This window comes from Pseudonocardia kujensis (assembly GCF_021283305.1).
Classification (GTDB): Bacteria; Actinomycetota; Actinomycetes; order Mycobacteriales; family Pseudonocardiaceae; genus Pseudonocardia; species Pseudonocardia kujensis.
Genome location: NZ_JAJSOK010000035.1, coordinates 13,115 through 35,884, shown reverse-complemented (window position 1 = coordinate 35,884; position 22,770 = coordinate 13,115). Strand labels below are relative to the sequence as shown.

20 protein-coding genes are annotated in these 22,770 nt (G+C 74.8%); 9 read left to right on the top strand and 11 right to left on the bottom strand.

Features of this window, described 5'->3' with window-relative positions:
- Window positions 1-244: 244 nt before the first annotated feature.
- Both LWC35_RS22765 and yaaA read right to left on the bottom strand, forming a co-directional pair.
- Window positions 245-1,105, bottom strand: a complete 861-nt coding sequence (locus LWC35_RS22765; protein WP_308194636.1) for a serine protein kinase RIO — start codon at window positions 1,103-1,105, stop codon at window positions 245-247.
- 694 nt (window positions 1,106-1,799) lie between these two features.
- Window positions 1,800-2,546 (bottom strand): peroxide stress protein YaaA, encoded by a 747-nt coding sequence (yaaA, locus tag LWC35_RS22760; RefSeq protein ID WP_232872256.1) that lies wholly within the window; start codon window positions 2,544-2,546, stop codon window positions 1,800-1,802.
- Window positions 2,547-2,750: 204 nt separating this feature from the next.
- Here yaaA and LWC35_RS22755 point away from each other — a divergent pair, with 204 nt between their 5' ends.
- Window positions 2,751-4,061 carry a bifunctional o-acetylhomoserine/o-acetylserine sulfhydrylase gene (locus LWC35_RS22755; protein ID WP_232872254.1) on the top strand — a complete coding sequence of 437 codons (1,311 nt, stop codon included), beginning with the start codon at window positions 2,751-2,753 and terminating at the stop codon, window positions 4,059-4,061.
- Window positions 4,058-5,200, top strand: a complete 1,143-nt coding sequence (metX, locus tag LWC35_RS22750) for a homoserine O-acetyltransferase MetX (RefSeq protein WP_232872253.1) — start codon at window positions 4,058-4,060, stop codon at window positions 5,198-5,200. Before LWC35_RS22755 ends, metX begins: the two co-directional genes overlap by 4 nt.
- Here metX and LWC35_RS22745 read toward each other — a convergent pair.
- From LWC35_RS22745 to LWC35_RS22725, 5 genes are all read right to left on the bottom strand, one after another.
- Window positions 5,181-5,837 (bottom strand): Dph6-related ATP pyrophosphatase, encoded by a 657-nt coding sequence (locus LWC35_RS22745; RefSeq protein ID WP_232872252.1) that lies wholly within the window; start codon window positions 5,835-5,837, stop codon window positions 5,181-5,183. The two genes, metX and LWC35_RS22745, sit on opposite strands and share 20 nt — an antisense overlap.
- A 4-nt stretch (window positions 5,838-5,841) precedes the next feature.
- Window positions 5,842-6,411 carry a VldE C-terminal domain-containing protein gene (locus tag LWC35_RS22740; RefSeq protein WP_232872251.1) on the bottom strand — a complete coding sequence of 190 codons (570 nt, stop codon included), beginning with the start codon at window positions 6,409-6,411 and terminating at the stop codon, window positions 5,842-5,844.
- A gap of 46 nt (window positions 6,412-6,457) precedes the next feature.
- A complete protein-coding gene (locus tag LWC35_RS22735) occupies window positions 6,458-7,738 on the bottom strand; it encodes a phosphodiester glycosidase family protein (RefSeq protein ID WP_232872250.1) in 1,281 nt (426 codons plus the stop codon).
- A 113-nt stretch (window positions 7,739-7,851) separates the two neighbouring features.
- Complete coding sequence (locus LWC35_RS22730) at window positions 7,852-8,286, bottom strand: PPOX class F420-dependent oxidoreductase (RefSeq protein WP_232872249.1); 435 nt, start codon at window positions 8,284-8,286, stop codon at window positions 7,852-7,854.
- An 88-nt stretch (window positions 8,287-8,374) separates the two neighbouring features.
- Window positions 8,375-9,214, bottom strand: coding sequence for a mycofactocin-coupled SDR family oxidoreductase (locus LWC35_RS22725; RefSeq protein WP_232872248.1), 840 nt, complete (start codon window positions 9,212-9,214; stop codon window positions 8,375-8,377).
- Between the two features lie 201 nt (window positions 9,215-9,415).
- On the opposite strand from LWC35_RS22725, the gene LWC35_RS22720 reads away from it, so the two are divergent.
- The 3 genes from LWC35_RS22720 to LWC35_RS22710 all read left to right on the top strand — a co-directional run bounded on the left by LWC35_RS22720 (window position 9,416) and on the right by LWC35_RS22710 (window position 13,410).
- Window positions 9,416-10,324, top strand: coding sequence for an alpha/beta hydrolase fold domain-containing protein (locus LWC35_RS22720; RefSeq protein WP_232872247.1), 909 nt, complete (start codon window positions 9,416-9,418; stop codon window positions 10,322-10,324).
- Window positions 10,325-10,336: 12 nt separating this feature from the next.
- Window positions 10,337-11,467 carry an LLM class flavin-dependent oxidoreductase gene (locus tag LWC35_RS22715; protein ID WP_232872246.1) on the top strand — a complete coding sequence of 377 codons (1,131 nt, stop codon included), beginning with the start codon at window positions 10,337-10,339 and terminating at the stop codon, window positions 11,465-11,467.
- 95 nt (window positions 11,468-11,562) lie between these two features.
- Window positions 11,563-13,410 (top strand): sigma-54-dependent Fis family transcriptional regulator, encoded by a 1,848-nt coding sequence (locus tag LWC35_RS22710; protein ID WP_232872245.1) that lies wholly within the window; start codon window positions 11,563-11,565, stop codon window positions 13,408-13,410.
- A 50-nt stretch (window positions 13,411-13,460) separates the two neighbouring features.
- On the opposite strand, the gene LWC35_RS22705 is transcribed toward LWC35_RS22710, so the two are convergent.
- Window positions 13,461-14,681, bottom strand: coding sequence for an acyl-CoA dehydrogenase family protein (locus tag LWC35_RS22705; RefSeq protein ID WP_232872243.1), 1,221 nt, complete (start codon window positions 14,679-14,681; stop codon window positions 13,461-13,463).
- Between the two features lie 151 nt (window positions 14,682-14,832).
- Here LWC35_RS22705 and LWC35_RS22700 point away from each other — a divergent pair, with 151 nt between their 5' ends.
- Both LWC35_RS22700 and LWC35_RS22695 read left to right on the top strand, forming a co-directional pair.
- Window positions 14,833-16,575, top strand: a complete 1,743-nt coding sequence (locus LWC35_RS22700) for a proline--tRNA ligase (RefSeq protein WP_232872242.1) — start codon at window positions 14,833-14,835, stop codon at window positions 16,573-16,575.
- Window positions 16,576-16,686: 111 nt separating this feature from the next.
- Window positions 16,687-17,811, top strand: coding sequence for a ferredoxin--NADP reductase domain-containing protein (locus tag LWC35_RS22695; RefSeq protein ID WP_232872240.1), 1,125 nt, complete (start codon window positions 16,687-16,689; stop codon window positions 17,809-17,811).
- Here the strand turns inward: LWC35_RS22695 and LWC35_RS22690 are convergent.
- Together LWC35_RS22690 and LWC35_RS22685 are read right to left on the bottom strand one after the other, a co-directional pair.
- Entirely contained in the window at window positions 17,766-19,499 is a 1,734-nt protein-coding gene (locus tag LWC35_RS22690; protein WP_232872238.1) for a serine/threonine-protein kinase, read from the bottom strand. The two genes, LWC35_RS22695 and LWC35_RS22690, sit on opposite strands and share 46 nt — an antisense overlap.
- An 89-nt stretch (window positions 19,500-19,588) precedes the next feature.
- Window positions 19,589-20,437, bottom strand: a complete 849-nt coding sequence (locus LWC35_RS22685) for a DUF8017 domain-containing protein (protein WP_232872237.1) — start codon at window positions 20,435-20,437, stop codon at window positions 19,589-19,591.
- Between the two features lie 74 nt (window positions 20,438-20,511).
- On the opposite strand from LWC35_RS22685, the gene LWC35_RS22680 reads away from it, so the two are divergent.
- The gene (locus tag LWC35_RS22680) at window positions 20,512-20,835 is read left to right on the top strand and encodes a hypothetical protein (RefSeq protein ID WP_232872236.1); all 324 of its coding nucleotides are present in this window, start codon (window positions 20,512-20,514) and stop codon (window positions 20,833-20,835) included.
- Window positions 20,836-20,844: 9 nt separating this feature from the next.
- On the opposite strand, the gene LWC35_RS22675 is transcribed toward LWC35_RS22680, so the two are convergent.
- Window positions 20,845-21,255, bottom strand: coding sequence for a secondary thiamine-phosphate synthase enzyme YjbQ (locus tag LWC35_RS22675; protein ID WP_232872234.1), 411 nt, complete (start codon window positions 21,253-21,255; stop codon window positions 20,845-20,847).
- A 232-nt stretch (window positions 21,256-21,487) separates the two neighbouring features.
- Between LWC35_RS22675 and LWC35_RS22670 the strand changes: the two genes are divergently transcribed.
- A complete protein-coding gene (locus LWC35_RS22670) occupies window positions 21,488-22,504 on the top strand; it encodes an aminotransferase class V-fold PLP-dependent enzyme (protein ID WP_232872233.1) in 1,017 nt (338 codons plus the stop codon).
- Window positions 22,505-22,770 lie beyond the last annotated feature (266 nt).

Below are 22,770 nucleotides of genomic sequence, written 5' to 3'. Positions count from 1 at the left end.
GGACGTTGGCACGTCACACGGAGCGGTCGGCGGCGTTGCGCGGCCGGCACGGGGACGAGCCCGGGCGCGGCTGATGGGGAGCACGCCCGACGGATGATGCAGGAACGCGGACACGAGTGAACGGCCCGCGCGGTCACCGATCACTCTACAGGAGCGGGCGGCGCGCACCGAGGTCGCCGGAGGGTGTGCTCGCCCACCGTGGTCCGCACGGGTGGGTGGCGCGGGGGCGCCACCCACCCGTGACTTAGGCCAGGCCCGCCTCGCCGACCAGCTCGTGGAAGAGCTCCTCGCCGGGCTCGCCGGGCAGCCCGCGGGCGGTGAACCACTCCGCCACGCGCCGGACGTCGCGGACCAGGAACTCGGCCCCGTGCGGGTTGCCGACGAGGTCCACGACCTGGGGCAGGTCGATCAGCACCAGCCGGCCGCGGCGCACCAGCAGGTTGTAGGCGGACAGGTCGCCGTGCGCCCAGCCGTGCCGGGCCAGGCCGCGCAGGGCCTCGACCAGCTGGACCCACAGGTCGGCCAGCTCCGCTCGCGTCGGGCGGAGCTGGGCCAGCCGGGGCGCCGCCGTCGTCCCGTCCCCGACGAACTCGAGCAGCAGCTCCGTGCCGTCGAGCTGGACGGGGTAGGGGACCGGCAGACCGGCCGACCACAGCGTGGACAGCGCTGCGAACTCCGCGGCCGCCCACTGCCCGGACAGCAGTTCGCGGCCGAACGCGGTCCGGTTGGACATGGCCCGCATCTCCCGGGAACGGCGTACGCGGCGCCCCTCCTGGTAGCCGGCGTCGCGGTGGAACATCCGGTGGTCGTCGGTGCGGTACCGCTTGGCGGCCATCAGCACCCCCGGCGCGCCGGGGACCCCGCGCTCGACCAGGTGGACGTCGGCCTCCTTGCCGGTCTTCAGCACGCCGAGCTCGGTGTCGACCGCGGCGTGCGCGGTCTGCACCCAGGCCGGGCGGGGCTCGGGGCCGTGCTGCGCGCCGGTCCAGGTCGACCAGCGGTCGCCGGCGGGCGGGATGTCGGGGTCCTCGTGCAGGGGCACGGGGTGGGGGACGTACTCGTCGTCGTCGAAGCCACGACGGCGCTTGGGCATGCGCTCGCGCATGAGAAGGGTTCTCCTGACGTGGGGTGGACACCCCACGCGAGCGACCTCGGTGCCGGCCTCAGCGCGGGGTGCGGTGGCGGGAGGGCGCGCGCCTGCGCGCCGCCACCCGGGCGGCGGTCGTCACGGGGCACCTCCTCCACCTCACGTCGGCCGGACCTCACGTCGACCGGGCGAGGGTCGCGCGGCCGATGCCGCGCGCTCAACCTGTTTTCCGCGCGGTCGGTGTCGCGGTCGGTGTCGCCGCCGGTGTCGGTGCCGGTGTCGACTCGCGGTGCTGCTGCGCGGCTCGTTGATCATGATCACGGCGTCGGGGCGAAGGCGGTCGGTTTTCGACGTTCGCGCTCCACGGTCGGTGATCATGGCTCCGGGTGTGGGTCGGGGATCGCGCAGGCGACGCGGCACGGTTGCCGAAATCCGGGGGGCTCCCCGCTCCGGACCCGGCGCCCGTCTCCCGGAACTGCCGACTCGCGCGCCGGGAACTACCGACTCGCGCACTCGGAACTGCCGACTCGCGCGCCCGGAACTGCCGACTCGCGCGCCCGGAACTGCCGACTCGCGCGCCCGGAACTGCCGACTCGCGCGCCCGGAACTGCCGACTCGCGCGCCCGGAACTGCCGACTCGCGCACCTGAAACTACCGACTCGCGCATCCGGAACTCCCGACTCGCGGGAGGTCGGGGTGCGACTTGCGGGGGCTAGGCGGGGATGACCAGGTCGAGGTGGTCGGCGGTGCGCTCGACGACGTGGCCGGCGCGGCGGGCGAGGCGCGCGACCCCCGCCGCGTCGGCCGGCTCGGCGCGACTGCTCACCAGCAGCCGGGCCAGCCCGCCCTTGTGCGACTTGTTGTGGTGGCTCACCACCGAGCGGGACCCGTCGGCGCGCTCGGCGAGCACGTTGACCGTGACCGCGCCCGGGACCCGCGCCAGCTGCGCGTAGGCGCCGGACCGCAGGTCCACCACCAGCTGCTCGGCCGCGATCGCGGCGAGCACCGGTTCCAGCACGGGCTTCCACCGGGCCGCGAGCGTGCCGCCCGAGGGCAGCGCCGAGCCCGCCGACAGCCGGTAGGCCGGGATCGGGTCGCCCGCGTGGACCAGGCCGAACAGCGCCGACCCCACGGTGAGCCGCTCCCGCGCCCGGCCCGCGGCGGCCCCCCGCAGCGACCCGACGTCGAGCGCGTCGTAGAGCACGCCGGTGTACCGGGTGATCGCCGGGGCGGTGGGGGAGGTCCACAGGGACGCGTTGCGCTCGATCTCGTCGCCCTGCCGCTCGGACAGGCCCAGGGCCGCGCGCGCGGCGTGGACGTCGTCGGCCAGCTCCACCAGCTCGTCGACCAGTGCCTTGCGCACCGGGTCGAGCTCCGGGTGGCTCAGCGCCGCGAGGTCGAGCGGTGGCCCGTCGCCCCCGGTGCGCTTGGTCTCCGACGGCGGCAGCAGGACGAGCACGCCCGGCAGGGTAACCGGCACGGGGACCGCCACCCGGACCGGTGTTGTGCCGGTATGACGACCCCGTTACGGTCGCCTTCGTGATCCGCCTCGTGGCCCGTCGCCATGTCGACTTCATGCGCGTGACCAGCGCGGCCTGTCGTTCGCGCGGCTGAACCACATCCCCACGCGTCGCCCCCGAACGATCACCTCAGGAGACCCTGCATGCCCGAGAACGACCCCACCGCCGCCTGGTCCTTCGAGACCAAGCAGGTCCACGCCGGCGCCACGTCGGACCCGACGACCGGTGCCCGCGCCACCCCGATCTACCAGACGACGTCGTACACGTTCCGGGACACCGACCACGCCGCGGCACTGTTCGGGCTCGCCGAGCTGGGCAACATCTACACCCGGATCATGAACCCGACGCAGGACGTCCTCGAGCAGCGCGTGGCCGCGCTCGAGGGCGGTATCGGGGCCGTCGCCGTCGCCTCCGGGCAGGCCGCGCAGACCCTGGCGATCCTCAACATCGCGCAGGCCGGGGACCACTTCGTGTCCTCCGCCTCCCTGTACGGCGGCACGTACAACCTCTTCCACTACACGCTGCCGAAGCTGGGCATCGACGTCACGTTCGTCGAGGACCCTGACAGCATCGAGGAGTGGCGAGCCGCGGTCCGGCCGAACACCAAGGCCTTCTACGCCGAGTCGATCGGCAACCCGCGCAGCAACGTCCTCGACATCCGCGCCGTCGCCGACCTGGCGCACGAGGTGGGCGTGCCGCTGATCGTCGACAACACCGTGCCGACGCCGTACCTGGTGCGGCCGTTCGAGCACGGCGCGGACATCGTGGTGCACTCGGCCACGAAGTTCCTCGGCGGACACGGGACGAGCATCGGCGGCGTCGTCGTGGACTCGGGCAACTTCGACTGGGGCGCCCAGGCCGAGCGGTTCCCGGGCCTGACCACGGCCGACCCGAGCTACCACGGGCTGAACTACTGGGAGGCCCTCGGCCCGCAGGCCTTCCTGATCAAGTTCCGCGTGCAGCTGCTGCGCGACCTCGGCCCGGCGATCGCGCCGCTGAACTCGTTCCTGCTCATCCAGGGCATCGAGACGCTGTCGCTGCGGCTCGAGCGGCACGTGCAGAACGCGCAGGCCGTCGCGGAGTGGCTCGAGGGCCGGGACGAGGTGGAGAAGGTCTACTACGCCGGCCTGCCGTCCAGCCCGTGGCACGCGCTGCAGCAGAAGTACCTGCCCAAGGGCGCGGGCGCGATCGTCGCGTTCGACATCCGCGGGGGCGTCGAGGCGGGCAAGAAGTTCGTCGACGCGCTGGAGCTGCACAGCCACCTCGCCAACATCGGCGACGTCCGCAGCCTGGTGATCCACCCGGCGTCGACCACCCACAGCCAGCTCTCCGGCGAGGAGCAGTTGGCCACGGGCGTCGGACCGGGCCTCATCCGGCTGTCGGTGGGCCTGGAGGGCATCGAGGACATCAAGGCCGACCTCGACGCCGGGTTCCGGGCGGCCAAGAGCGCGTGACGACCACGGATCCGGAGACTCTGCTCCCTCCCGCCACCGGCGCGTGGCGGGAGGGAGCGGATCCCGGCCGACGCCGCTTCCTGGACCTCTCCGCCCCGCTGCCGCTCGAGTCCGGCGGGGAGCTCCCCGGCGTCCGGCTCGCCTACGAGACCTGGGGCGAGCTCGACGCGACCGGGTCCAACGCCGTGCTGGTCCTGCACGCCCTCACCGGCGACGCGCACGTGACCGGCCCGGCGGGACCGGGGCACCCGACCGCAGGCTGGTGGGACGGGCTGATCGGGCCGGGCCGCCCGTTGGACACCGACCGGTGGTTCGTGGTGGCGCCGAACGTCGTCGGCGGCTGCCAGGGCACCACCGGGCCGGCGTCGCGGGCGCCGGACGGGCGCCCGTGGGGGAGCCGGTTCCCGCTGGTCACCGCCCGGGACACGGTCCGGTCCGAGGTCCCGCTGGCCGACGCGCTCGGCGTCGGCACGTGGGCGCTGGTCGTCGGCGGGTCGATGGGCGGCATGCGTGCGCTGGAGTGGGCCGCGAGCGAGCCCGAGCGGGTCGCCCGGCTGATGCTGCTGGCGTCGCCGGCGGCCGCCTCGGCGGACCAGATCGGGTGGGCCGCCCCGCAGCTGGCGGCCATCCGGGCCGACCCGGGCTGGCACGGCGGCGACTACCACGACCTCCCGGTGGGGGCGGGGCCGCACGCGGGACTGGGCGTGGCCCGGCGGATCGCCCACCTGAGCTACCGCAGCGGCTACGAGCTGGCCACCCGCTTCGGCCGCGACCCGCAGCCCGGTGAGGACCCGTTCCACGGCGGCCGGTACGCCGTGGAGTCCTACCTGGACCACCACGCGGCGAAGCTGGTGCACCGCTTCGACGCCGGCTCCTACGTCCGGCTCACCGAGCTGATGAACGCCCACGACGTCGGGCGCGGGCGGGGCGGCACGGCCGCGGCGCTGGCCCGGGTCACGGCCCGCACCACGGTCGTCGGGATCAGCTCGGACCGGCTCTACCCGGTCGCGCAGCAGGAGGAGCTGGCGGCGGGCATCCCCGGCGCGGAGCTGCGGTTGATCGAGTCCCCGTACGGGCACGACGGCTTCCTCATCGAGACCGAGGCCGTCGGCGGGCTGGTCACCGAGCTGCTCGGCTGATCCCGGGCACGAGCTCGGCGACCGTCATCCCGTCCCGGTCGACCACGCCGTCGACCGTGACGGGTACGGGGGCGCGGAAGCCGGGTCCGTCGGTGACGAAGGTGTGGAACTCGCCGTTCTCCCCGCAGGGGTCGACGCCCGCGGGCAGGGCGGCGAGGAACTCCTCGTCGAACGCGTGCCCGGCGAGGTCGGCCGGCATCCTCGTCGGGTCCACGGAGACGACGACGGCGCGCAGCCCGGCCGCGATCATGTCCCGGGCGAGCGGCCCGGTCGGCCTGCCCCACAGCGGGAACCGCGGGGTGAGCCCGGTGCCGGCCAGCGTGCGCTCGCGGTAGGCGCGGATGTCGTCCAGGAAGAGGTCGCCGTAGACCACGGTGTCCGCACCGGCCGCGCGGGCGGCGGCGAGCGCCGCGCCGGTCCGCCGTTCGTACTCCGCGTTCGGGCACGGCCACGGCAGCTCGACGACGTGCAGCGGCAGGCCCAGCGCCGCGGCCTGTGCCTCGACGAGCTGCTGCCGGACGCCGTGGACCGGCACCCGGCCGGCCGTGACCGTGGTGAAGAGCCCGGTGACGTCCGCGCTGACCCCCAGCGCGCAGGCGCCGTCCTTCCTGCAGGACCAGCTCAGCCAGGCCGACACCCGGCTACCGTCGCACGGAGACGTGCACGTGGTCGAAGTGGCCACCGGTGGCGTCGGACGGGTCGTAGACGCCGCCGCCGCCGTACGGGCGGCCCCACCCGTCCTCGTCGGGGAACAACGCGCTGCGGTACCAGATCCGGCCCTGCCAGATGACGTACCGGACGTCGAGCTCCTCGGCGTGGTCCCGCAGCCAGTTCGCGACCGCCCACCCGGTCTCCAGCTCGGCGCCCTCGGGGAAGGTGCCGGCGCCGGTGGGGAAGAAGTCGCAGGCCCGGCCCTGCGGGTGGTCGCTCGAGGGGTTCCACTCGTGCGCGCTCCAGCAGGTGGTGCCGCGCAGCCGGTCGCCGAACTCCGCCTCCGCCCGGTCGTGCAGGGCGAGCGTCGCGGGGGTGAGGCAGCCCTCGCTGGTCGGGTCGTCGGCGACGCAGCCGGGGGACGGCTCGGGCGCTACCCGGTCCCGGAGCCGGTCCGCCACGTCGAACCGCACCACCGCGAACACGGCGACGGCGGCCAGGGCGAGTGCGAGCAGGACGGCGATCGCGCGGCCCGTGCGGGTTCGGCGGGTGCGGGGCACGTGGGCTCCTCGGTCCGGAATGTCCGGTACCGAGGCTACCCGGCGGCTATCCCGAGTAGACGCCGATGCCGTTGGGCACCAGGCGGGGCGAGGGGTCGGACGGGTCGTTGACGATCGTCGTCGCGGGGGCGCCGCCGTCACGGTAGGCGAGGGTGGAGGAGCCGCCGCCGTCGAGGTTGACGGCGTCGTCGAGACCCAGCTCGCGCAGCAGGTTCGAGAACTGCAACAAGGTGGCGCCCACGCTGTCGGACTGCCGGCCGTCGACCGTCACCAGGAGCATCCGGTGGCCGTCGGCGGTCGCCCCGGCGCCGCTGCGCGGGGCGCGGGCGCCGTCGTCGAGCCGCTCGGTGGGGGCCCCGTCGCGCAGGATCGGGCTGCCCCCGACGGCCATCCGCGGTGCGACCCCGCTCGCCGGCACCAGGCCGTAGTCCACGCTCACCCGGTCGCCGACCTTCAGACCGCGCAGCGCGGCGGCGCCCTGCTCGCGCCCGACCAGCGCGGTCTCCTCCGCGGGCAGCCGCCCCGCCCCGGGCGCGCGGACCGCGGTCACGGCGCCGTCGCGGACCACGACCTCCGCCTGGTCGGCCGCGCACGGCGCGTCCCGGTCGGTGTCGGAGCCGCAGAGGGTGCGGGCGCGGTCGGCGTCGCCCCAGTCCGAGGTGAACACGCCGATGCCGCCGACCGGTACGGCGAACTGGTTGAGCGCGACGATCGGCAGGGCGTCCTGCTCGGTGTCCCGCTCGGTGCGCGGGCCCTCGTAGGAGACCTGCTCGATCCCCGTGCGCCGCACCTCGCCCCGCAGCGGCAGCCGGTCGACCCGGGCCACCCCGTCGGTGCCGACCGCGAACACGTAGTCCATCTCGGCTCCCGGGACCGCGGGCGCGGCGCGGCGGCCCTGCGGCACCGCGGCCTTGAGGAACCGGCCGTTCTGCACCGCCGGGCCGGCCGGTGCGCTGGTGCGGCCGATGTCGAAGAAGTCCCCGTTGATCCCGGCGACGGCGCCGCTGCCGTCGGCCATCGCCTTGACCCCGGCGCGGGCCGCGACGGCACCGGGCGTGAGCAGGTCGGCGTGCACCCCGGGTGTGGTGAGGTCGACCTCGACCACGTCGCCCATCACGTTCCCGGCGGCGGTGGTCGTGGTGATGTCCCGGTGCGTGACGCCCGGGGCGACCTCGACCGCCTCGGAGAGCGACTCGACGATGCGCTCGGGCCGGTCCGGGGGTGGGGGGAGCGGCTCGGCGCTCGCGGCCGGCGCCAGCAGGAGCAGCCCGGCACCGACCGTCACGAGCAGTCGCCCGACCGTTGTCGGCAGCAGTCCCACGCGCATGTCCGCTCCCCCCGGAGACCGTGTTCCAGGGGAAATGCGACCACGAAGAGCGAGCAACTCCGAGGGAGCGACACGCGGTTCACTCCGGAGTGGAGGAAAGCTCCCGTGTCGGGTTACCGGATCCGGGCCCCGTAGACCCGTTCGACCGTCATGGTCATGAGCACCCGGCGGTCCGCGACCATGGTCTCCCGGTACTCCGTCCAGTCCGGATGCTCGCCGGCCGCCCGGCGGTAGTACTCGACGAGCGCCTCGACCTCGGGGGAGTCGGGGCTCGCGCCCGGCCCGGTCAGCGTCACCGGGCCCTCCGCGGTGGCCCATCCCCACCCGTCGGGACTGGTCACCTCGAGCGCGGCCCGCGGGTCGCGGCGCAGGTTCGCCGTCTTCGCCCGGCCCTCCGTCATCGAGACCGAGATGGTGCCCGCCTCGCGGTCGTAGAAGGGGGTCACCGGGGAGAGCTGGGGCCCCCCGTCCTTCTTGATCGTGGCGAGCACCCCGAGGCGGCTCTCGGCCAGCAGGGCGTGCGGGTCGAAGTCTGTGGCGGCGGTCATACCTGGCCCAACCCGTCGCCCGCCCCGCTGATTCCGCCGAGCGCGGTGGGTGGTGTTCCGGCACCACCCACCGCGCAGCGGACCTGCGTCAGACCTTCTCGAGGAACCCGAGGTCGACGGCGAGGGTCTGGCCCGTGACGTAGCGGGACTCGTCGGAGGCCAGCCAGAGCACGGCGTTGGAGATGTCGTGCGGCTCGACCCAGGGGTGCGGCATGGTGTGCAGCGCCTGGAAGGCCTCGCCGTAGCGCTCCCGGGTCAGCTCCTCGGGCTTCGCGTCCGGCAGGAACAGCTTGTACATCGGCTCGTTCTGGATCATGTCGGTGTCGACGGCGGTGGGGTGCACCGTGTTGCAGCGGATCCCGTACTGCGACACCTCCTGCACCATCGTCCGCATGATCCCGACGACGCCGTGCTTGGCCGCGGTGTAGTGGACCATGTTCGCGAACCCGCGCAGCCCGGCCGTGGAGCTGGTCAGCACCAGGGAGCCGCCCGCACCGCGCTCGATCATCGAGGGCAGCGCCGCCCGGAGGGTCTTCCACACGCCGGTCACGTTGACCGCGAGCATCTCGTCCCACATCTGGTCGGTCATCTCCCAGGCGGGGGCGTAGCTGAAGATGCCCGCGTTGGCGCAGACGACGTCGATGTGCCCGAACTCCGACAGGCCCGCCTGCACGGCGGCGTCGAGGGAGCCGGAGTCCCGGACGTCGGCCTCCCGGCTGACGACCCGGCGGTCCAGCTCCTCGATCAGCTTGGCCGTCTCGGCGAGGTCCTCCGGCTTCGACATGCCGTACGGCACGGACTCGATCTGCGCGCAGAGGTCGACGGCGACGATCTCCGCGCCCTCCTCGGCCAGCCGCAGCGCGTGCGAGCGGCCCTGCCCGCGCGCCGCCCCGGTGACCAGCGCGACCTTGCCGTCCATCCGTCCCATGGGTGCACCACCGTTCCGATCGGCTTCCTCGGGCCGGCCACGCCGCCGGCCCCGCCGTCGACGCTAGGCAACCGGCCCGTCGCCGCGGAGGTCTCACTCTGAGACCGGCCGATCTCAGACTGAGACCTCCGCGCGCGCCCGCGGGCTGGTGATCTCCCCGTGGAGCGGGCGGCGCGGCCCGCGGGTACCGACGGAGGAGCGATGGTCTCGGCACGGGTGAACGACATGGCCGCGGCGGCCTACGCGGGCTGGCTGCGGGAGGACGCGACCCTCGAGGAGATGCGGACGGGCTTCGACGGCATGTGCCCCGAGCCGGCCGCCGACGCCACCCTCACCGAGGGCGTGGTCGGGGGCGTGCGCGGCACGTGGGTGGAGGTCCCCGGGAGCGGCGCGACGACGATCCTGCACTTCCACGCGGGCGGCTACCTGATCGGCTCGCCGACCAGCCACCGCGATCTAGGGGCGCGGCTCGCGCGGGCCGCCGGCGCCCGGGTGTTCCTCGCCGACTACCGGCTCGCCCCGGAACACGCCTTCCCGGCGGCCCACGACGACGGCGTGGCCGCCTACCGCGGGATGCTCGCCGACGGCGTCGACCCGGGTTCGCTCGTGGTGTCCGGCGACTCGGCCGGCGGTGGCCTGGCGCTGGCGGTCCTCGCCGCGGCCCGGGACGCGGGCGACCCGCTGCCGGCGGCCGGCGTGCTGATGTCGCCCTGGGCCGACCTGACCCTCTCCGGTGACTCGATGGACGGCCGCGAGGCCGTCGACCCGCTCGTGAGCCGGGCCGTGCTCACCGAGATGCAGCAGGGCTATCTGCAGGGGGCCGACCCGGCCGACCACCGGGCGTCACCGCTGCTGGGGAACCTGGCGGGGCTGCCGCCCCTGCTGGTCCAGGTGGGCAGCAGCGAGGTCCTCGAGGACGACGCCGTGCGGATCGCCGACGGCGTGCTCCGAGCGGGCGGCGAGGCGTTCCTGCAGGTCGGGTACGAGATGGTGCACGTGTTCCCGATGTTCGCCGACCGGCTGCCCGAGGGGGCCGCGGCGATCGACCGGATCGGCGCGTTCGTCCGGGCGCAGGTGCGCAGCGCGGTCGTCGACGCGGCCGCGGTCTGAGAGGGGACGGCGATGGAGTTCGGCTTCCTGACCCAGGGCTACCTGCCCGCCGACCGCCGCACCGACCCCGACGCGGAGCACCGGGTGCTCATGGAGGACCTGGAGCTGTGCCTGGCCGCCGAGCAGGCCGGGTTCAAGTACATCTGGATCTCCGAGCACCACTTCCTCGACGAGTACAGCCACATCTCGTCGAACGACGTGTTCCTCGGCGCGCTCGGGGCGCTCACCACACGGGCCCACGTCGGCTCCGGGATCTTCAACCCGCTGCCGCGCGTGCACCACCCCGCCGCGGTCGCGGAGCGGGTCGCGATGCTCGACCACCTCACCGAGGGGCGCTTCGAGTTCGGCGTCGGCCGCGGCGCCGGCAGCCACGAGGTGAAGGGCTTCCACACCCACGTCACGGACGTGAACGAGACCAAGGACATCTTCTTCGAGACGGTGCCCGAGTTCACGAAGATGTGGCTGAAGGACGAGTACCCCGGCTTCTCCGGCAAGTACTGGGACATGCCGGCGCGGCGGGTGCTACCGAAGCCGTACGGTCCGCTGCACCCGCCGATCTGGTACGCCGCGGGCAACACCACCAGCTTCGAGATGTGCGGCCGCCGCGGCATGGGCGCGCTGGGCTTCTCCCTCGACGAGATCCCGAAGACCGAGCTGGCGATCAAGGCCTACAAGGACGCGGTCGCCCGCTGCGACGACCCGATCGGCGCCTGGGTCAACGACAACCTCATCGTGGCCAACGGGTTCAACTCGATCGCGGAGGACCGGGAGACGGCCCGCCGCGACTTCCTCAACGGCGGCAACCACTACCAGATGTCGCAGGTCTTCCGGTACCACGACACCTTCCCGCGGCCGGAGGGGTTCCCGGTGTGGCCCGAGGTGCTCCCCGAGCTCACCGAGGAGGCCCTCGACGGGTTCCTCGAGCTGGGGGCGGCGATCGTCGGCGACCCCGAGGACGTGATCGCCCAGCTGCGCCGCTGGGAGGCCACCGGGGCCGACCAGTTCCTGATGCTGCGCGGCGTGAAGAGCAAGGACGAGACGCTGCGCATGATCAAGCTGATGGGCGAGCACGTGATCCCGAAGTTCGACACCGACCCCGAGCACCGCACCACCCGGCAGCGCCGGGAGGCCGCGGGCGGCTGACCCGGACCCCGGCCGAACGGTCGTCGGGGGTTGCCCGACGACCGTTCGGCAGGCAGGGTCGAGAAGATCGGGGGCGTGCCGACGAGGAGGTCGGGATGGCGCAGGCATCGTCCACAGGCGCGGTCGCGCACGGCCGGGTGCGGCCGGCGCCGGCGCGCTGGAGCCCGGAGGGCCAGCGGCTCATCAGGCGGGCCCGGGAGCGGCTCCTGTCGGCCGGTCCCGGCGCGGCGGCGGTGTCGGCGGTGTCGGCGGCGTCCGCGGAGGTGACGTCGGCGATCACGGCGTCGTCACCGGTCGCCACCGCGACCGAGGAGCTGGTCCGCCCCGAGATCGCGGCGTCGTGGCGGCGCTCGCTGCTCTCCGGTGTGGACCCCGGCCGGATGCCGACCGGCCCCGCCGACCCGGACCGCTCCGGCACGCCGCGGCTGCTGCGCGCGGCCGAGCCGGTGCTCGACCGGCTCGTGGCCCAGCTGGCCGGCACGACGACGGCCGTGGTGCTGGCCGACGCCCAAGCCTGGATCCTCTGGCGGGGCGCCGGGCGCGCGGCGCTGTTCGCCGGGCTCGACGCGATCTCCGCCTCGCCCGGCTGCTGCCTCGGCGAGGAGCGGGTGGGCACCAACGGGCTCGGCACGGTGGTCGAGGAGCGGCGCCCCACGCTGATCGTCGGCGGCGAGCACTACCAGGACGCGATGCAGGACTTCACCTGCGTCGGCGTGCCGGTCCTCGACCCGCTGTCCCGCCGGCTCGAGGGCGTCCTCGACCTCACCTGCGCCTCCCGGGACACCAACGAGCTCCTGCTGCCCCTGCTCACCGAGGCGGTCCGCGAGATCGAGGTGCGGCTGCGGGAGCAGGCCACCGTGCACGAGCGGGCGCTGTTCGAGGAGTTCGTGGCGCGCTCGCGGCGCCGCCGCAGCGTGGCCGTGGCCTCGCTCAACGAGGAGTTCCTCTTCACCAACTCGGCGGCCGCCCAGCTGTTCGAGCCCGCCGACCACGCCCTGCTGTGGGACTGGGCCCGTGGGGCGGTGGCCTCGGGCCGGGAGATCACCGGGCGGCTGACCCTGACCCGCGACGTCGTCGTCGACGCCCGGTGCGCACCGGTCGACGGCGGCGGGCCGTGGCCGGCCGGGGTCGTGGTCACCATGGTCCCCGCCGACGGGCGGGCGACCGCCGGCTCCGGTTCCGGTCCCGGTTCGACGTGGGCGCAGCTGCAACGGCGGGCCGGCCGGCTCGCCGAGCTGGGCGGGCCGCTGCTGCTGCACGGCGAACCCGGTGTCGGCAAGACGCGGCTGGCGCGGTGGCTGCACGAGCGGGCGGGGGACGGTCCCTGCACGGTCGTCGACTGCCGGGCGGACCGGCCGGCGGACCTCCCGGCGGCGCTCGCCGATCCGCACGCGACGGTGGTGCTGCGCCGGGCCGAGGAGCTCGACGCCGACGGCGCGCTGACCGCCCTGGTCGGCGCGGCCGAGGCCCGGGTCGTCCTGACGGCGACCAGGCCGGACGGGCGCCCGGGCGGGCTGCTCGACCAGGCCGGGGCCGCCCTGGCCGTGCCGCCGCTGCGGGACCGGGCGGCCGACCTGTCGGCCCTGGTGGAGGAGCTGCTCGGCGAGCTCGCCCCCGCCGACGGGCCGCGGCCGCGGTGCACCGCGCAGGCGCTGACCGCGCTGCGCGCCCACCCCTGGCCGGGCAATGTCCGCGAGCTGCGCCGGGTCCTGGCCGGCGCGACGGTCGCGGCGATGCACTTCGACATCGCCGTCCGCCACCTGCCCGAGGGGTACCGCGCCGGCCCGCCGACGCGCCCGCTCGCGCGGATGGAGAGCACCGAGCGGGACGCGATCGTGGCGGCCCTGGAGAAGGCCGGCGGCAACAAGGACCGCGCCGCCGCCGACCTGGGCATCTCCCGCGCGACGATCTACCGGAAGATCCGCCGCTTCGGCATCGCCTGACGGGCGGTGCGCGGCGACGGCGCCCGGCACCCCTCGTCGCGCACCGCGGCTCAGACCAGCAGGAGGCCGTCGGGCTCGTCGGTGACGCCGAGGAGCGCCGCGCCCGCGGTGACCGCCGCGCCGTCCCAGTGCAGGTAGGAGTGGCTCTTGAGGGTGTCGACGTCCCGCTTGTGGCGCTGGAAGGGGCTGCGCAGCTCGTTCACGCTGGACCCGGCGCCGTCGAGCATGGTGTCGATCGCCTCGCGGGCGAGCCGGCAGATCGCCGGCGACGCCATGCGGAGCTCGCAGGCCTGCTCCAGGGATGCCTTGTTGCCGGCGTCGGCGAGCTCGGTGACGACGCGGTGGGTCTCGTCCCACACCAGCCGCGCGATCCGGGTGCGGGTGACCGCGTCGCCGTAGCGCACCCACGCCTCGCGGTGCTCGCGCTGCGGGCCGAGCCCGAACCCGACGGTGCGGGTCAGGATCCGCTGCTTGTAGTCGGCGAGGCAGGCCTCCGCGCTGCCGACCGCGACGGCGGCCAGCAGCACGTCGAACATCCGGATCATCGAGAAGCCCTCGAGCGGACGGTCGTCGCCGTGGTCGAGCGGGTGGATCGGCTCCTGCCCGAACACGGTCCACTGCCGGTCGGCGGGCACGAAGAGGTCCTCGCAGGAGAACGTGTTGGAGCCGGTGCCCTTCATCCCGGACATGTGCCAGACGTCGTGGATCGTCACGTCCGCGACGTCGACGACCAGGCCGAGCAGCGCGGGCTCGCTCCCGTCGCCGCGGTCCTCGGTGGTGATGAGCAGCGAGTACTCCGAGTTCATGATCCCGCTGGCGAAGGGCCATTTCCCGGTGAGCCGCCAGCCGCCCTCGACCGGGACCGCCGTGCCGGACGGGGTGGCCTGGAACCCCGCCGACAGCGCGCACGCGGCGAACGCCTTGCCGTGCAGGAGGTGCGGGGTGTCCTGCACCAGCGACACGTTGTGCACCACGAGGAACGAGTAGACCCACGCCGTGGACGCGCAGCCCTGCGCGAGGATCCGGGTGATCGTGCCGAACTCGCGCATCCCGTAGCCGTACCCGCCGAGGCTGCGCGGCGCGACCAGGTCGAACAGCCCGGCCTCGGTCAGGTCGGCCATGGTCTCGTCGGGGACCCGGCGCAGCTCCTCGCAGTGCTGGGCGCGCTCGCGCAGCACGGGGACGAGGGCCTCGGCGCGGGCGATCAGCTCCTCGGCAGAGGGCCGGTCGGCCGGCCCGGTCTTCTCGGCGCGTTCCGCGGTCGCGGTCATGTGCACACCGTCCTTCTCGGCGGGGGCCGGACGCCGTCGTCGCGGCCTTGCCGGATCATCAGAACGCGGCGGGCACCCTCCGCGGAGGTCTCACTCTGAGATGGCGGAACCGGGATGAGGTCCCGAGGACACGCTCAGTACCCTGCTCAGCGTGTTGACCAGGATGTCGTCGCTGTTCCTCCGCACCCTCCGCGAGGACCCGGCCGACGCGGAGGTGCCCAGCCACAAGCTGCTGGTCCGCGCGGGCTACGTCCGCCGCGTGGCCCCGGGCGTCTACTCCTGGCTGCCGCTCGGGCTCAAGGTGCTGCGGCGCGTCGAGAACGTCGTGCGCGAGGAGATGGACGCCATGGGCGCCCAGGAGATCCAGTTCCCCGCGCTGCTGCCCCGCGAGCCCTACGAGGCCACGAACCGCTGGACCGAGTACGGGCCGAACCTGTTCCGGCTCAAGGACCGCAAGGGCGGCGACTACCTGCTCGGCCCCACGCACGAGGAGCTGTTCACGCTCGCGGTCAAGGGCGAGTACTCGTCGTACAAGGACTACCCGGTCATCCTGTACCAGATCCAGACCAAGTACCGGGACGAGGAGCGCCCCCGCGCGGGCATCCTGCGTGGCCGCGAGTTCCTCATGAAGGACTCGTACTCCTTCGACCTGTCGGACGAGGGCCTCTCCGAGTCGTACGCCAAGCACCGCAAGGCGTACATCACGATCTTCGACCGGCTCGGGCTGAAGTACGTCATCGTCGCCGCGACCTCGGGCGCGATGGGCGGGTCGGCGTCGGAGGAGTTCCTGGCCGAGTCGGAGACCGGCGAGGACACCTTCGTGCGCGGCCCCGGCGGGTACGCGGCGAACGTCGAGGCCGTGACCACGCCCGCGCCGCCCGCGCTGCCGGTCGAGGACAAGCCCGCCGCCGTCGTCCACCACACGCCGGACACCCCGACGATCGAGACGCTCGTCGACTTCCTCAACGCGCACACGGACCGCACGTTCACCGCGGCCGACACGCTGAAGAACGTGCTGGTCAAGACCAAGCAGCCCGGCGCGACCGAGTGGGAGCTGCTCGGGATCGGCGTGCCCGGGGACCGCGAGGTCGACATGAAGCGCCTCGAGGCCTCGCTGGAGCCGGCCGAGGTGGCGCTGCTGGAGGAGAAGGACTTCGCGGCCAACCCGTTCCTGGTCAAGGGCTACATCGGCCCGGAGTCGCTGCAGACCAACGGCGTGCGGTACCTGGTCGACCCGCGGATCGTCACCGGCACCGCCTGGGTGACGGGCGCGGACAAGCTCGACCACCACGTCGTCGACCTCGTGGCGGGCCGGGACTTCACCCCGGACGGCACGATCGAGGCCGCCGAGGTCCGCGCCGGCGACCCCTCGCCGGACGGCACCGGGGTGCTGGAGGCCGCGCGCGGCATCGAGATCGGGCACATCTTCCAGCTCGGCCGCAAGTACGCCGACGCCTTCGCCCTCGACGCGCTCGGGCCGGACTCCAAGCCCGTCCGGATCACCATGGGCTCCTACGGGATCGGCGTCTCGCGGCTCGTCGCGGCGATCGCCGAGCAGAACCACGACGGGTCCGGCCTGGTGTGGCCGCGCGCGGTGGCCCCGTTCGACGTCCACGTCGTGGTCGCCGGCAAGAGCGCGGAGCTGCTCGAGGGCGGCGAGGCCGTCGCCGCCGAGCTGGAGGCCGCGGGCCTGCAGGTGATCCTCGACGACCGCAAGGCCAGCCCCGGCGTGAAGTTCGCCGACGCCGAGCTGATCGGCGTGCCCACGATCGTCGTCGTGGGGCGCGGCCTGGCCGAGGGGAAGCTGGAGGTCAAGGACCGCCGGACCGGCGAGCGCTCCGAGATCCCGCGCGAGGGTGCCGCCGACGCGCTCGCCGCCCTGGTCCGCGGCTGATCGCGTCGGGCGGTGGTTGCCGGGCCCTGCAGCAGGGCGTGTCGTCCTCATTAGGTAAGGCATACCTTTCTTCGCTAGGTCGGAGTCGATCGACACGAGCGAGGAGTGGGTATGGGGCGTGAGCTGCGGCGGGACCGCGACCTCGACATCCCCGGCATCGACCTGCCCGGCAGCCACGGCGCGGCCGAGTTCGTGAAGGGGTTCGACGGCCACCCGGACGTCTCGCGCGACTGGTCCCCGCAGCCGCGGCACGTCGGCGTGATCGGGGCGGGCAACGTCGCGCTCGATGTCGCCCGGGTGCTGGCCAAGCACGCCGAGGACGTGCCCGTCACCGAGATCCCGCACGAACTCCACCGCGGGCTCGCCGTCAACCGGGCCACCGACGTGCACGTCTTCGCCCGCCGCGGCCTCGTCCAGGCCCGCTTCACGCCGAAGGAGCTGCGCGAGCTGGACCACGTGCCGGGCGTCGAGGTCGTTGTCGACCCGGAGGACGTCGAGTTCGACGAGGGGTCGCTCGCCGCGCTGCGGGCGGGCGAGCAGACCCGGATGGTGGTGAGGACCCTGCAGGACTGGGCGTTGCGCGACCGCCGCCCCGCCCACGACCCGGCGCTGCGCCGGCTGCACCTGCATTTCCTGGCGGCGCCGGTCGCCGTGCTCGGCGCGGACCGCGTCACCGGGCTGCGCACCGAGCGGATAGAGCTCGACGGCCGCGGCGGCGTCCGTGGCACCGGTGTGTTCACCGATCACCCGCTCCAGGCCCTGTACCGGGCAACGGGGTACATCGGCTCGGAGCTGCCCGAGCTGCCGTTCGACGCCCTGTCCGGCACCCTGCCGCACGCTGCGGGCCGGGTCCTCGACTTCGACGACCAGCACGTCCCCGGGGTCTACGCCTGCGGCTGGATCAAGCGCGGCCCCGTCGGGCCGATCGGGCACATCGTGCCGTCGACCCGCCCACCCTGTGTGCTGGAGACCGTCGGCAGCCTCCTTGCCGACGCCGACGACCTCGCCCCGGCCCCCGTGCCGGACCCGGCCGCCGTCGTCGAGCTGCTGGAGGAGCGCGGCGTCCGCCACACGACGTGGGACGGCCGGCTGCAGCTGGACGAGCACGCGCGCGGGCTCGGCGAGGAGCGGGGCCGCGAGCGGCTAGGGGTCGCGCCGGGCGAGGAGAGGGCGGACCTCGCCCGGGTGGGTCAGCGTCCGGGCGCGCTGAAGTCGTGGGCGCTCCACCAGTCGTAGAGCGCCGTCATGTCGCCGTCGCTTCGGCGCAGGTAACCGAAGGCGAGGGCCTTGTCGTCGGCCCAGAACAGGTAGGCCGCGCCGCTCGCGGCGTCGCGGTAGCAGCCGACGCGGCCGGCGAACACGTCGTTCTGGCTGTAGCCGGTTGCGATGGTCGTGCCGGTCTTGCAGCTCGAGTGCTGGCCGTTCTCGACGAGCGGGACGTTCGCCGCCCGCGCCGCGCCGTCGAAGCCGTCGTCGAGCCGGCTCTGCTGGTCGTACCGGGTGAAGGTGCCGCCGTCCGGGCCGTCGGCGGGACCGTCCTCGCACACCAGGTAGGACACCGCGCCGATGGTGGCGGCGGTGTTCGCGTCGGCGCTGCAGTTGCGCGCCGAGAACCCGGCCGGGAGGTCGGCGAGCAGGGCGGCGTCGCCGGATCCGGCCGCGACGGTCGGGACCACGCTCTGCGCCGGGGTCGCGGCCGTCGGCGCCGGGGTGGGGGCCGCCGCCGGCGTCGGGTCGGAGGTCGAGCCGCCGCCGCGGACCAGCAGGACGCCCACGGCGGCCAGCCCGGCGAGCACGATCAGCACTCCGGCGACCACGACCCCGATCGCGGCCCGGGAGGGGCCGGTACGGGGCGGCGGGGCCTGCCATCGTCGGGGCATGTCGGGCGCCGACGATGCGTCGGCCGGCGCGTGGCGCGGGTCGCTCCAGGCGGGCCTCCCGCCACGGTCGCCCGGGGCCGGGCCGGTGGCCGCGGCGGGCAGGTCGCCCGGCGCCGGGGCGGGCGGGCCGGACCCGAAGCTCGACGGCCGGGGCCCGCCGGCCGGTACCGGGGGTGCGGCCGGGATCGGCCCGACCGGGGCCCCCAGGGCCGCGCGGGCCGCGGCGGCCAGCGCGCCGGCCGTCGGGAACCGGTGGTCGGGGTCCTTCGCCATCCCGCGCGCGACGACCTCGTCGAGCGCCCCCGGCACGCCGGGCCGGCCGATCGGGGGCGGCGGCACGACGAGGTGCGCATGCATCAGCGTGGGCAGGTCGCCGGTGAATGGCTGTCGTCCGGACAGGGCCTGGTGCAGCACGCAGGCGAGGGCGTAGACGTCGACCCGGCGGTCGGCCGGCACCCCGTGGAACCGCTCCGGCGCCAGGTACGCGACCGAGCCGGGGACCGTGCCGCTGCGGGTGAGCTGCTCACCGTCCTCGCCGGCCGCGGTGGAGCTGGCGATGCCGAAGTCGAACAGGTAGGCGAACACCTCGCCCGGGTCGATCCCGGCCGCGTGGTCGGCCCCCGCGAGCAGGATGTTCGACGGCTTGACGTCGCGGTGCACCATCCCCTCCTCGTGCGCGGCGTCGAGGGCGCTCGCGACCTGGGAGATCACCGCGACGGCCGCGGCGGGGGAGAGCGGGCCGTGCGCCGCCAACCAGGAGCCGAGGTCGGCCCCCTCGACCAGGCGCATGTCCAGGTACAGCCGGCCGTCGATCTCGCCGAAGCGGTGGATGGGGACGATGTGCGGTTCGCGCAGCCGCGCTGCCGCCCGGCACTCGCGGCGGAAGCGCTCGGTGTAGTCGGCGTCGCCGGCCAGCGCGGGCGGCAGGACCTTGAGCGCGACCTCGCGGTCGGTGTCGGTGTCGAAGGCGCGGTAGACCTCGCCCATGCCGCCGCGGCCGAGCAGCTCCTCGATCGTGTAGGGGCCGAACGTCGTGCCCTGCACCGTGCCCCCTTCGGACCCCGCGGACGCGCCACCGTGGGCGTGGCGGGACCGTACGCGATCTCGGGCGGGGGTGCGGCGGCGTTACCGGCTCACCGGGGGAGGGCCGCGGTGCCGATGACGTCGTCGACGGTCGACGGCGGGACCAGCGGCGGGGTCGGCGGGCCGCCGGCCGTGTCGGCGTTCGCGAGCAGCAGCGCGGTGCCGCCCGCGGTCGGCACGGCGAGCACCGCCGTGCGGCCCTCGGTGGCCAGGCAGCCGTCGTCGCCCGGGGTGGTGGAGACGGCCTCGACGACCACCCCGGTCGCGTCGCCGATCTCGACGGTCCGCGGCGCGCCGACCTCGACGCGCGGACCGTGGCCGGCGGTGCTCGTGTAGAAGGAGCGGCCGAAGTCGGCGGCGAAGCGGCGGGCGAGGGTGGCCGGGTCGTCGGGGGCCTGCACGAGCGCGCTGGTCGCGGTGCCGCGCTTGTAGGGGTTGCCGCGGCAGACGTAGCCGGGCGCATCGGCGCCGCCGGTGAACGCGACGCCGAGCCCGCGGGCGCCGACACCGTCGAGCGGGGTCCAGTCTCCGGGCACGGCGTAGGTCAGGGACGGCGTGGCGACGGGCCGGTAGCCCGCCGGCACGGTCGGCCCGGACAGCGCGGTGGCGAGGAACCAGGCGCCGCCGCCGATCGCCGCGAGGGCCAGCACGATCACGGCGGTGAGCCCGGCGATCCACCGGCCGGTGTGCCCTTCCCGACGCTCGACCGGCGGCGGGGCCCAGGACGGTTCCGACTGCGGCGGGGTGTCCGGAGGGCCCCAGGGCTGCTCGCCCGGGATCTCGGGCTCGCCCTCCCGCCCCGGGACGGCGGGGTAGCGCTGGCCGGGGTACTGCGGGGCGTCGGACGGGGTGGGCTCCGGGCCTCCCGCAGGCCGGCGGGGCTCGTCCGGGGCGTCCACGCGCGGGAGGGTAGCGCGCGGCCGGCACTCGATCATGGTGGCGGGCGTGGCCCCGGGTGTGGTGTCCTTCCGCCATGGACGCGGTGGACGCGCTGCGCCGGCGGCTGCCCTGGCTGCTCTGGGCGATTCCGGCGGCCGGGCTGCTGGCGGCGCTCGTCCTGGTCCTCGCCGGCGCCTACACCGCCGCCGGGGTCGTGGCCGCCGCGGCGCTGCTCATGGTGGAGCCGTTGCGCCGCATCACCGTCGCCTACCTGCCGCTGGACCTCGACGACGACGAACTCGCCGAGATCCGCGAGGTGAAGCTGCGGCAGGGAGAGGTCGCCGCGATCCACCGGCTCCGCGAGCTGCGCCCCGCCACCGGCCTCGGCGCGGCCGCCCGCAGGGTCCGCGATCTGTGATCCGGCTGATCAGCCGGGCAGGAACGACAGCCGGACCGAGCGCACCGCGTTGTCGACGTTCGTGTCCACCAGGCACACCGACTGCCAGGTGCCCAGCGCGAGTGCGCCGTCGATCACCGGGACCGACATGGAGGGCGCGACGATGGCCGGCAGCACGTGGTCGCGGCCGTGCCCGCGGCTGCCGTGGCGGTGGGTCCAGCGGTCGTCGGCCGGCAGGAGGTCGCGCAGCGCGGTGAGCAGGTCGGTGTCGCTGCCGGCGCCGGTCTCGATCACCGCGACGCCGGCGGTGGCGTGCGGCACCCAGACGTTGAGCAGGCCCTCCCGCGCGTCGACGGAGCGCAGGTGGTCGGCGATGCGCGAGGTCAGGTCGACGACCCGCTCCTCGCCGCCGGTGCGGACCTCGATCAGCTCGCTGTGCATGCCCCGACCCTAGAAGAGCCCCGCGCACCCGGCCTCCCGCGCGCCACGCTGCGCGGCTTCCCCCGAGTCGGGCCATGGGTTTCCGCGAGTCGGGAGTTCCGGTGGCGCGAGTCGGGGGTTCCGGTGGCGCGAGTCGGGAGTTGTGGTGGCGCGAGTCGGGAGTTGTGGTGCGGGCCGGCACGCCGCCGGAATTCGGTCAGCCCGCCGCAGCGCGCCGCCGTAGGGTCGGGGCGTGCGAGAGGCGTTCGGACGGATCTTCGACGTGCCCGACGGCTACCTGAACACCGCCAGTGTCGGGGTCCCCCCGCGCGAGACGGCCGACGCCGTCGACCGCGCCCTCGACGCCTGGCGGCACGGGACCGGCCGGGCCACGGACTTCGACGGCGTGGTGGCCGGCGCCCGCGCCTCCTTCGGCCGCCTCGTGGGGGTCGGCGCCGACCGGGTCGCCGTCGCGGGCTCGGTGTCGCCGCTGGTCGGACTCGTCGCGGCCGCGACGCCGGACGGCGCGCAGGTCCTCGTGGCGGAGGGCGAGTTCAGCAGTGTCAGCTACCCGTTCGCGGTGCAGGGCCGCGGGATCACGGTCACCGAGGTGCCGCTCGAGGAGCTGGGGGAGCGGGCGCCGGAGGCCGACGTCGTCGCGGTCAGCGTGGTCCAGTCCCTCGACGGGCGGCTCGCCGACCTCGACGCGCTGCGCGCCGCGCGTGCCTCGGGCACCCGGGTGCTGCTCGACGTCACCCAGGCCGCCGGGTGGATGCCGCTCGACCTCGGCTGGGCCGACGCGGTCGCAGGCGCCTGCTACAAGTGGCTCTTCGCCCCGCGCGGCGCTGCCTGGATGGCGGTGCGCCCGGAGCTCGAGCTCGTCCCGCACGCCGCGAATTGGTACGCCGCGGAGGACCCGTGGAGCAGCACCACGGGCCTGCCGCCGAAGCTCGCCGCCGAGGCGCGCGGGCTGGACACCTCGCCGGCCTGGTACTGCCACGTCGGCGCCGCGGAGTCCCTCGGCTGGCTCGCCGGGCTCGATCTAGTGGCCGTCCGAGCGCACTGCGCCGGCCTGGCCGACCGGTTCCGCGCCGGCCTCGGCCTCCCGCCCGCGGGCTCGGCGATCGTGCACATCGGCCTGCCCGACGCGGCGCGCCGGCTCGCCGGGGCCGGGATCGTCGCGACCGCGCGCGGCGGCGGGGCCAGGCTCTCGTTCGGCCTCTACAGCACCGACGCCGACGTCGAGCGCGCCCTCGCCGCCCTGACCTGAGCACCCCTGCGGTTCGGCCGCTCGAAACCGCCTTCTCGCGCTGTCGGATCTGGCGACTCGCGCTGCTGGATCTGGCGACTCGCGCTGTCGGATCTGGCGACTCGCGCTGTCGGATCTGGCGACTCGCGCTGTCGGATCTGGCGACTCGCGCTGTCGGATCTGGCGACTCGCGCTGTCGGATCTGGCGACTCGCGCTGCTGGATCTGGCGACTCGCGCTGCTGGATCTGGCGACTCGCGCTGCTGGATCTGGCGACTCGCGCTGCCG

What these genes read in the sequence shown, in the direction of transcription:
- LWC35_RS22695 (WP_232872240.1), top strand. Translation starts at nt 16,687, where the DNA reads ATGGGGCGTGAGCTGCGGCGGGACCGCGACCTCGACATCCCCGGCATC.
- LWC35_RS22765 (WP_308194636.1), bottom strand. Translation starts at nt 1,105, where the DNA reads ATGCGCGAGCGCATGCCCAAGCGCCGTCGTGGCTTCGACGACGACGAG.
- LWC35_RS22705 (WP_232872243.1), bottom strand. Translation starts at nt 14,681, where the DNA reads ATGACCGCGACCGCGGAACGCGCCGAGAAGACCGGGCCGGCCGACCGG.
- LWC35_RS22735 (WP_232872250.1), bottom strand. Translation starts at nt 7,738, where the DNA reads ATGCGCGTGGGACTGCTGCCGACAACGGTCGGGCGACTGCTCGTGACG.
- LWC35_RS22710 (WP_232872245.1), top strand. Translation starts at nt 11,563, where the DNA reads ATGGCGCAGGCATCGTCCACAGGCGCGGTCGCGCACGGCCGGGTGCGG.
- LWC35_RS22675 (WP_232872234.1), bottom strand. Translation starts at nt 21,255, where the DNA reads ATGCACAGCGAGCTGATCGAGGTCCGCACCGGCGGCGAGGAGCGGGTC.
- LWC35_RS22755 (WP_232872254.1), top strand. Translation starts at nt 2,751, where the DNA reads ATGCCCGAGAACGACCCCACCGCCGCCTGGTCCTTCGAGACCAAGCAG.
- LWC35_RS22730 (WP_232872249.1), bottom strand. Translation starts at nt 8,286, where the DNA reads ATGACCGCCGCCACAGACTTCGACCCGCACGCCCTGCTGGCCGAGAGC.
- LWC35_RS22680 (WP_232872236.1), top strand. Translation starts at nt 20,512, where the DNA reads ATGGACGCGGTGGACGCGCTGCGCCGGCGGCTGCCCTGGCTGCTCTGG.
- LWC35_RS22720 (WP_232872247.1), top strand. Translation starts at nt 9,416, where the DNA reads ATGGTCTCGGCACGGGTGAACGACATGGCCGCGGCGGCCTACGCGGGC.
- LWC35_RS22725 (WP_232872248.1), bottom strand. Translation starts at nt 9,214, where the DNA reads ATGGGACGGATGGACGGCAAGGTCGCGCTGGTCACCGGGGCGGCGCGC.
- LWC35_RS22715 (WP_232872246.1), top strand. Translation starts at nt 10,337, where the DNA reads ATGGAGTTCGGCTTCCTGACCCAGGGCTACCTGCCCGCCGACCGCCGC.